Source organism: Agrobacterium sp. DE0009 (assembly GCF_007680755.1).
Lineage (GTDB): Bacteria > Pseudomonadota > Alphaproteobacteria > Rhizobiales > Rhizobiaceae > Agrobacterium > Agrobacterium tumefaciens_B.
This window is the reverse complement of the sequence record NZ_VEIU01000021.1, coordinates 1-3242: the sequence shown is the minus strand read 5'-3', so window position 1 is coordinate 3242 and position 3242 is coordinate 1. Positions and strand designations below refer to the sequence as shown.

Annotated in this window: 1 protein-coding gene; it reads right to left on the bottom strand. The window is 59.7% G+C overall.

Annotation, left to right across the window (positions count from 1 at the left end; translation table 11 throughout):
* Positions 1 to 2: 2 nt before the first annotated feature.
* On the bottom strand, positions 3 to 3242 hold a 3240-nt coding region (locus tag FS804_RS24585; RefSeq protein WP_144579342.1), incomplete at its 5' end, for an error-prone DNA polymerase.

The window sequence follows — 3242 nt, the reverse complement described above, 5'->3', positions numbered from 1 at the left end:
GCTTAATGAAAATTCCGGCTCTTCACTTTCAGTGTATCGATATGAAGATCGGGCACGAACATGTCGCGCGGAACGACCGGCTTTGGTCGATCGCGTGAATCCGGCCCGCCGCCTCCGTGGGCAAACTCATCGCCGCGACCAGCCGGCAGCCTGAACTCCGTATCCCGATCGGCAAGTCCAACCAGATCGCCTGAGAGATCGAAGAGTTGCTGTGCTACGAGATGCACGACCTCCCCTTCCCGTTGAATGCGTCCATTGATCGCCATCATCGACGATCCCAGCACGATCCGCCGACGCTTCTCGAACAGAGTGGGCCAGACAACGACGTTGGCTGGTCCGGTCTCGTCTTCGATGGTGATGAACATCACACCCTTGGCAGATCCCGGCTTCTGCCGCACCAGCACGAGTCCAGCGGTGTAAATCCATCGGCCATCCCGTGCATTCATCGCCTCGGCACAGGTGATGATGGTGCGCTCCGAGAGATCCTTGCGCAGAAAGGCGACCGGATGCTGTCTCAGGGTCAAACCGATGTGGCTGTAGTCCTCGATGACGTTATGGCCGTCCGTCATTTGCCGAAGCGCCACCTCTGGCTCCTGCTGCTCGGCAATCGCCGTCGCCTCGCGCTCGGCTGCGGCTGCAAACAACGGCAAGGGCTCGTCGCGCAAGGCCTTGATCGCCCAGAGCGCGTCGCGTCGTTCGAGTTTGAGAGATGGCAGGAAAGCATCTGCTTCTGCCAGTTGGACAAGTGCTTCTGTCGGAACACTGGACCGGCGCCACATGTCATCGACTGAGGCGAACGGGTTGTTCATGCGCGCTGCCACGATGCGAGCTACATCCGCGACCGCCAGCCCTTTCACCTGCCGGAAACCCAGCCGGACAGCATGCCGGTCACTGCTGCCGATCCTTTCCAGCGTGCAGTCCCAGCGCGAGCGGTTAACGCAGACCGGCCGCACCTCGACGCCATGCTTGATCGCGTCCCCGACGATCTGGGCTGGAGCATAAAATCCCATTGGCTGACTGTTGAGCAGTGCCGCGCAAAACACGTCCGGGTAATGGCACTTGATATAGTTCGAAGCATAGGCGATCAGCGCAAAGGAGGCGGCATGACTTTCCGGAAAGCCGTAGGAGCCAAAGCCTTCCAGCTGCGAGAAGGTCTTTTCGGCGAACTCGGGCGAATATCCGTTCTTGACCATGCCGGACACCAGCTTGTCCTTAAACCGCGAGACGCCACCGGTGAATTTGAAGGTGGCCATCGATTTGCGCAGCTGGTCGGCCTCACCACCGGTAAAGCCTGCACAGACCATGGCAACACGCATGGCGCTTTCCTGAAACAGTGGCACACCCAGCGTCTTGCCGAGGACTGCTTCAAGCTCTGGTGTTGGATATTCGACGGGCTCCTTGCCCTCCCGCCGACGAAGATAGGGATGCACCATGTCGCCCTGGATTGGGCCCGGCCGGACGATCGCCACCTGAACAACGAGATCATAGAAAGTGCGGGGTTTGAGGCGCGGCAGCATCGCCATCTGCGCACGGCTTTCGATCTGGAAGGTGCCGAGCGTGTCAGCCTTGCGGATCATCGCATATGTGGCGGCATCTTCCTGCTCGATCTTCGAGAGATCAAGATCTTCCCCCTTGTGCTCTCGAATAAGATCGAAGGTCTTGGCCATGCAGGTCAGCATCCCGAGCGCCAAGACGTCCACCTTCATGAATTTCAGTGCCTCGACGTCGTCCTTGTCCCATTCGATGATCTGCCGGTCTTTCATCGTCGCCGGCTCGATCGGCACGAGGTCATCAAGCCTATCGTGGGTGAGGACAAAGCCGCCGGGGTGCTGACCGAGATGACGCGGCGCACCCATCAGCTGCTGCGCGAGTTTCAGGGTGAGCGTTAAGCGGCGGTCGTCCGGGTTGAGGTTGAGTTCACGGATGTTTCTGTCGGGTACTTCCTCCGACCAGGACCACATGCCTGAAGATAGCGCCTTGATGACGTCCTCTGGCAGGCCGAGCGCCTTACCGACATCGCGGATTGCGCCCTTGGCCCGGTAGCGGGTGACGGTCGCACAAAGGGCCGCTTTGTCCTTGGTGTATGTCTTGTAGATCCACTGGATGACCTCCTCGCGCCGTTCATGCTCGAAGTCGACATCGATATCCGGCGGCTCGTCACGTTCCTGACTGACGAAGCGCTCAAAGAGGAGATCATTGGTGGAAGGGTCGATCGAGGTGATGCCGAGAATATAGCAGACGGCACTGTTGGCGGCGGACCCCCTGCCCTGACAGAGAATGCCCTGGCTTCTGGCAAACCGCACGATCGAAAACACGGTCAGGAAATACGGGGCATATTTCATGGTGCGGATGAGATCGAGCTCGTGGCGTACGGTCTTTAAAACATCCGGTGGCAGGCCTTCCGGATACCGGTCCGGCGCACATTCCCAGACATAATGCTCGAGCGAGGCCTGGGCATCCTTGCCCGGTACGATGGCTTCCTCCGGATATTGGTAGGTAAGCTCTTCGAGGCTGAACTTGCAGCGTCTGACGATCTCCCTAGTTCGCGCCAAGGCCTCGGGATATCGCGGAAAAAGGCGCTGCATTTCCTCCGGTGGCTTCAGATAGCGATCCGCGTGGCGCTCGCGCTCGAAACCGACATCGTCGATCGTGGTGTTGTGCCTGATACAGGTGACGATGTCCTGCAATTGCCGCCGGCCCGGCTCATGAAACAGCACATCATTGGTGACGACGGTTCTGACCCTGAACCGGGCCGCCATGTTGGAAATCTCATGCAGACGCAGCTGGTCGTTCGGTCGCCGACGCAGACAGAGAGAAACGTAGGCGCGATCACCAAACAGCTCAGCCATTTTTCGAAGCTGCGCGGCACAGGTAGCATCCGGCAGATCCGGCACCAGAATGCCGATCATACCCTCGGAGTAAGCGACGATATCGTCCCAATGCAGGATGCAGTTGTTCTTGCCGCCACGCGATTTGCCGAGCGTGACGAGGCGCGTCAGGCGCGAATAGGCGGAACGGTCCATCGGATAGACCAGCACAGACATGCCGTCGGCGAGATCGAGGCGACAGCCGACGACCAGGCGCAGACCGGTGGCGCGGGATGCTTCCAGCGCCCGGACGATCCCGGCCAGCGAATTACGATCGACAACGCCGAGCGCATCGATACCGAGCTGTTTCGCCGTCTCGAACAATTCCTGTGCGGAGGAGGCGCCGCGCAGGAAGCTGAAGTGGGTCGTGACCTG